A 4,823-nucleotide genomic window follows, 5' to 3' on the forward strand; every position below is an offset into this window, starting at 1 on the left:
CACCCGCCCCGCCACGACGGTGACGTTCGCCCAATCGGCTCGTGTCGTTCGGCAACGATCGACGATTGCGAAATACTCAAGCACCTGCTTTACTAAAGCACATGCTTGACCATGCACCGGATCTGGACCTGGTCTTCCAGGCCCTCGCCGACCCGACCCGCCGCGCCCTCGTCGAACGGATGACGACGGGACCGGCGTCGGCGTCGGAGCTGGCCCGGCCGTTCGACATGACGCTGGCCGCCGTCCTGCAGCACCTCAAGGTCCTGGAGGACAGCGGGCTGGTGCACACGAAGAAGGAGGGCCGGGTCCGCATGTGCCGAGTCGAGCCGGACGCCCTGCGCGGCGCCGAAGCCTGGATCGCCGAGCGTCGCACCACGTGGGAGCGCCGTCTCGACCGCCTGGGCTCAGTGCTCTCGGAGGAGGAGCGGTGAGCCTCACGCACGACACGTTCACCCTCGAACGCGAGTACCCGGTCTCCCCCGCCGCCGTCTTCCGCGCCTTCGCCGACCCGGCGATCAAGCACGCCTGGTTCCACGACCCGGGCGGCGACTGGACGCTGCTCGGGTCGGCGACGGACTTCCGCGAGGGCGGAGCCGAGTACAACGAGAGCCGGCACGACCCCGACGGCACCGTCACCCGCTTCGACGCCCGCTACCACGAGATCGTCGACGGCGAGCGGATCGTCTACAGCTACGAGATGCGCTCCGGCGGTGTCCGGCTGTCGGTGTCGCTCACCTCGATCGAGCTGACACCGTCGGCCGGCGGGACGCTGCTGCGCCTCACCGAGCAGGGCGTCTACTTCGACGGCCACGACGACGTGGCCGGACGCCGACGCGGGGTCGCCGAGGTGCTGGCGGCCCTCGCCCGAGCCCTGGACACCCACCGAGAGGACTGACCATGACCACGTCCACGTTCATCAACCTGCCGGTCGACGACCTGGCCGCAGCGCGCGCGTTCTACGCCGCGCTCGGCTGGTCCTTCGACGAGAACTTCTCCGACGAGAAGGCCCTCACCGTCCGCGTCAGCGACACGATCTACGTGATGCTGCTGCGCCGGCCCTACTTCCAGACCTACCTGACGACCGAGGTGGCCGACGCGCGGAAGGTCAACGAGGCGATGCTCGGGCTGTCCGCCGAGAGCCGCGTCGCCGTCGACGAGCTGGTCGAACGGGCTCAGTCGGCCGGCGGCGGCTTCGCCCGCGACCCGCAGGACCTCGGGTACATGTACAGCCGCAGCTTCCGTGACCCGGACGGGCACTTCTGGGAGATCTTCTGGATCGACCCTCAGGCCGCGGCCGGCGGCCCGCCGGCGAGCTGACCGGTCACTCCTCGTCGAGCCAGGCCCGGACGGACGCGTCGTGCTCGCCGAGCAGCGGCGGCGGGGTGTGCTGCTTGGGCGGGGCGTCGTCGAAGCGGACGGCCGGGCCGGGCAGCGCGACCTTGCCCAGCAGCGGGTGCTCGACGTCGATGAGCAGGCCCTGCGAGCGGGTCTGTTCCCACTCGTACACCTCGTCCAGCGTGCGCACCTTGCCGCTGGCGATGCCCGCCTCGGACAACCGGGCCAGCCAGTGGTCGCGCGGGTGCGCCGCGAACGCCGCCTCCACCGCGGCGATCAGCTCGTCGCGGTGCTGCACCCGCAGCCGGTTGGTGGCGAACCGCGGGTCGTCCGGGTCCAGGCCGGCGACGGCGGCGAACGCGCGCCAGGACGGGTCGTTGCCGACGGCCACCTGCAGCGCGCCGTCGGCGGCCTCGAACAGCCCGTACGGCGCGATCGACGGGTGGTGGTTGCCGATGGCGTGCGGCACCTCGCCGGCCGCCGTCCACCGGGTGCCCTGGAACGCGTGCACGCCGACCAGCGCGGACAGCAGCGAGACCCGCACGACCCGGCCGCGCCCCGTCCGCTCGCGCTCCAGCAGCGCCGCGAGCAGCCCGGACACCCCGTACATGCCGGCCAGCAGGTCGCCGATCGGCACGCCGACCTTGGCCGGGTGGCCCGGCTCGCCGGTGAGGCTCATGATGCCGGCCTCGCCCTGCGCGATCTGGTCGTAGCCGGCCCGGCCCGCCTCGGGACCGTCCGGCCCGAACCCGGTGATGGACAGCACGACCAGGCGCGGGTTCAGCTCGTGCAGCCGCTCGACGGAGAAGCCGAGGCGGTCCAGCACGCCGGTGCGGAAGTTCTCGACCAGCACGTCGGCCCGCTGGACCAGCCGCGTCAGCAACTCCTTGCCGGCGTCGGACTTCAGGTCCGCGACCACGGACTCCTTGTTGCGGTTGGCCGACAGGAAGTACGACGACACGGGCTGGTCGTCCGGGCCGAGGAACGGCGGGCCCCAGGTGCGCGACTCGTCGCCGTGGCCGGGCGCCTCCACCTTGATGACGCGGGCGCCGAGGTCGCCGAGCATCATGCCGGCGTGCGGCCCGGCCAGCGCCCGGCTGAGGTCGACGACGACAATTCCGGCCAATGGCCCGGCCTCGGCGAACTCCTGCGTGTCGGCCATCGCCTCAGATTACGCTGACCACCGTGATCGACGACGGCCGGCTGTCCCGGCGTCATGCCCTCGGCCTGCTCGGCGCCCTCGGCCTGACGGCGACCGGCCTCGCGGGGTGTTCGTCCGGTTCGTCCACGACGGCGGCGACGTCACCGCCGACGACGGCGGACGACGTGTGGGCGGCGCTGGCGGCCGGCAACGAGCGGTTCGCCGCCGGCGAGCCACTTCACCCGCACGAGGACGAGGCGTACCGCGAGTCGCTGGTGGACGGCCAGCATCCGATCGCCTGCGTGCTCAGCTGTGCCGACTCGCGGGTCGCGCCGGAGCTCGTGTTCGACCAGGGCCTGGGCGACCTGTTCACCGTCCGCTCCGCCGGCGAGGTGCTCGACGACGCCGTCATCGGGAGCATCGAGTACGCCGTCGAGCACGTCGCCGTGCCGCTGGTCGCGGTGCTCGGGCACGCCGGCTGCGGCGCCGTCCGGGCCACCGTCGACGTGGTGCGCGGCGGCCCGGCGCCGGACGGTGCGATCGGCGCGCTCGTGCGGGAGATCGAGCCGGCCGTCCGCGCCGTGCCCACGAGCGCCGACGACGACGCCTACCTCGCCGCGTGCGTCGAGGCACAGGCCCGCGGCGCCGCGGCGGCCCTCGTCGCCGCCTCGCCGATCGTGCGCGAAGCGGTCGCCGCGGGCCGCACAGCCGTCGTCGCCGGCGTCTACGACCTGGAGTCCGGCCGGATCAGCCGGCTCTGAACGCAGCCGCGCCGCGTCTACGACCTGGAGTCCGGCCGGGTCAGCCGGCTCTGCACCCAGCCGCGCCGCGTCTACGACCTGGAGTCCGGCCGGGTCAGCCAGCTCTGCACCACGGGCGGATCATCGTCGGACGGCGGGTGCTGCGGCCGCTGCGGGCGTTGCGGCAGCGGGTGCGCCGCCCGCCGGACCGGGGCCGGCGGTCCCGCGAGACGCGGCTGCTCCGGGACCGGTGCCGGGCGGCGCGGCGCGAACAGGTTCTCCCGCGTGTCCTCGTCATCCTCGTCGTCGTAGTCATCCTCGCGCGCCCCCAGCTCGACCGGCGACACGGCGATGACGGTGAACCCGGCCAGCAGCAGCGCGCCCATCCCGATCGTGAACGGCACCACGAACTCCGTCGCGGAGGCGCCCGGGACCGGCTCGGTCACGGCGGCCAGCTCGGCCGACACGGCCGCCATCGCGGTGTAGTGCATGCTGCTCACGGCGATGCCCATGACCAGCGCGGCGGCCACGGCGCCCCAGAGCGTGCGGATGGTGAAGGCCAGCCAGAGCGCCGCTGTCGCCGCGGCGACCGCGATCGCCAGCGACGCGACCACCAGCTCCGGCCGGTAGCCGATGCTCCCGTCGATCTGCACCGACGCCATGCCGCTGTAGTGCATCGCCGCGACGCCGATCCCGGTGCCCAGCCCGCCGAACAACAGCGAACGATTTCGATCTCTGCCGTATCCGACCGCCAGCACGCCGCCGCCGACGACGAGGAACGCGACGGCCAAACTGATCACGGTGAGCGATACGTTGTAGCGCACCGGGCTGCCGGAAACCCGGAATCCCAGCATTGCGATGAAGTGCAGTGTCCAGATCCCGGCCGCCAGCGACGCGGCGCCGGTGATCAGCCAGTTCCGCCGGGCCGCCCCGGTCGAATCTCTCGCGCGTACCGTGCACATGAGCCCGATCACGGCCGCCATCACCATGAAGACGTAACCGATCGCGGGCGTGGTCAGACCATGAGTGAAATGATCTATCTGGCTCGTTGCCGACAACATCCTTGCCCCCCATGAATAACGATCTTGTGGTATCTCGCGGAAACCACAATGGGGAGCATGTGATATCGGATGCAGTGCCGTCAATACCCGATTTGTCCAGTGTCACGGAGCGTGACCGGAGGTGACGCAGAGTGACTCCGGCGCGGTCAGCGCCAGTCGACCTCGGCCGACGTGGCGCCGCCGGAGAGCCGGGCGTAGCCGGGTCCGCGGTCGAAGAACGGTTGGTCGGCGGGGCGGACGGCGCGCAGCTCGGCCCGTAGCGCGGCCGTCGCCGCCTCGTCCACGACCGGATCGTCCGGATCGACGGCGTTGACCACCACGCCGTAGTCCTCCCGCGCCCCCTCGACGGACACCTTGCGCCAGCGCACGTCCCGCAGCACGTCGTCGACCGGACGCTCCAGCGGTTCGCCCCAGCCACCGCCGCCGGTGGTGCGGATCCGGATCACCTCGCCGGCGCGCACCGGCTCCGCGTCGGCCAGCGCGTCGACCTCGCGCTCGGCGGGCCCGCCCGGGTCGATCGTCACCGAGAACGGCCTGTCTCTTAGA

Annotated in this window: 6 protein-coding genes and 1 pseudogene; 4 read left to right on the forward strand and 3 right to left on the reverse strand. The window is 72.3% G+C overall.

The features are described from left to right. Positions 1-101 precede the first annotated feature (101 nt). Genes C1I92_RS32635 through C1I92_RS32645 form a run of 3 tightly spaced genes read left to right on the forward strand, consistent with a single transcriptional unit; the run spans position 102 to position 1,317 of the window. Positions 102-431: an ArsR/SmtB family transcription factor gene (locus C1I92_RS32635; protein WP_111258790.1), complete on the forward strand. Its 330-nt coding sequence runs from the start codon at positions 102-104 to the stop codon at positions 429-431. Then, on the forward strand, positions 428-895 hold the full coding sequence (locus tag C1I92_RS32640) for an SRPBCC family protein (protein WP_111258791.1): 468 nt from the start codon (positions 428-430) through the stop codon (positions 893-895). The genes C1I92_RS32635 and C1I92_RS32640 overlap by 4 nt, the downstream gene beginning before the upstream one ends. A 2-nt stretch (positions 896-897) precedes the next feature. Continuing rightward, entirely contained in the window at positions 898-1,317 is a 420-nt protein-coding gene (locus C1I92_RS32645) for a VOC family protein (RefSeq protein WP_111258792.1), read from the forward strand. A gap of 4 nt (positions 1,318-1,321) precedes the next feature. Here the strand turns inward: C1I92_RS32645 and C1I92_RS32650 are convergent, their stop codons facing one another. Continuing rightward, complete coding sequence (locus tag C1I92_RS32650; protein ID WP_111258793.1) at positions 1,322-2,497, reverse strand: CaiB/BaiF CoA transferase family protein; 1,176 nt, start codon at positions 2,495-2,497, stop codon at positions 1,322-1,324. Between the two features lie 23 nt (positions 2,498-2,520). Here C1I92_RS32650 and C1I92_RS32655 point away from each other — a divergent pair, with 23 nt between their 5' ends. Further along, on the forward strand, positions 2,521-3,237 hold the full coding sequence (locus C1I92_RS32655) for a carbonic anhydrase (protein WP_158564405.1): 717 nt from the start codon (positions 2,521-2,523) through the stop codon (positions 3,235-3,237). A 71-nt stretch (positions 3,238-3,308) separates the two neighbouring features. Here C1I92_RS32655 and C1I92_RS32660 read toward each other — a convergent pair whose 3' ends face one another. Both C1I92_RS32660 and C1I92_RS32665 read right to left on the reverse strand, forming a co-directional pair. Continuing rightward, positions 3,309-4,178 carry an MHYT domain-containing protein gene (locus C1I92_RS32660; RefSeq protein ID WP_158564407.1) on the reverse strand — a complete coding sequence of 290 codons (870 nt, stop codon included), beginning with the start codon at positions 4,176-4,178 and terminating at the stop codon, positions 3,309-3,311. A gap of 245 nt (positions 4,179-4,423) precedes the next feature. Then, positions 4,424-4,823, reverse strand: a pseudogene (locus tag C1I92_RS32665) (hydantoinase B/oxoprolinase family protein); the annotation flags it as partial.

Origin of the sequence: Jiangella anatolica (assembly GCF_003236295.1) — a bacterium.
In the GTDB taxonomy this organism is placed as follows: Bacteria; Actinomycetota; Actinomycetes; order Jiangellales; family Jiangellaceae; genus Jiangella; species Jiangella anatolica.